Origin of the sequence: Phaeodactylibacter luteus, from assembly GCF_007993045.1 — a bacterium.
GTDB lineage: Bacteria > Bacteroidota > Bacteroidia > Chitinophagales > Saprospiraceae > Phaeodactylibacter > Phaeodactylibacter luteus.
In genome coordinates this window covers 1-615 of sequence record NZ_VOOR01000181.1, presented here as the reverse complement: position 1 = coordinate 615, position 615 = coordinate 1, and the positions used below count along the sequence as shown (strand labels likewise).

The following is a 615-nucleotide window of genomic DNA, read 5'->3' as shown; positions in this document are numbered from 1 at the left end:
CTGGACTTGACGAATGCCATGAGCATTCAGGTCAACGGCGGGTTCACTTTCGAGCGGTATATCGGCAACGATGCGGGCACTGCTGCTTACAACTGTGCGCTCGATGGTATGCCTGTGGCAATGGACGACCCGGTCACAGTAGGGGAGGACAGCGGCACGACAAACGTTGATGTCCTGGGCGACGACAGCTTCGGCAGCAATGGGCCGGGCGTTGGGCCGGTAGTCATCACGGTAGGGCCGGATAACGGGGGCACGGCTACGGTCGATGACAACGGCACTCCGGATGACCCCACAGATGACAGCATCGATTACACCCCGGCAGCAGACTTCAGCGGGACGGAGACGTTCACCTATCAGATCTGTGACCTGGACGGTGACTGCGACGACGCGGTGGCCACGGTGACTGTCACACCGGTGAACGATGCGCCGGTAGCGATGAACGACAGCTATACCACGCCCGAGGATACCCCGGTGATGGGCGATGTGACGGACAACGATACGGACATAGACGGCCCCGGTGTCAATATCACGCTGGTGACAGATGTATCGAACGGTACGCTGTCGCTGAACCCCGACGGCACCTTCACCTACACGCCTGACATGGACTACAACGGT

The 615-nt window shown here is 60.0% G+C and carries 1 protein-coding gene; it reads left to right on the top strand.

Translation table 11 applies throughout. The features are described from left to right. Positions 1–615 (top strand): Ig-like domain-containing protein (locus FRY97_RS22615; protein ID WP_170254865.1); only part of this gene is annotated, 615 nt, incomplete at both ends.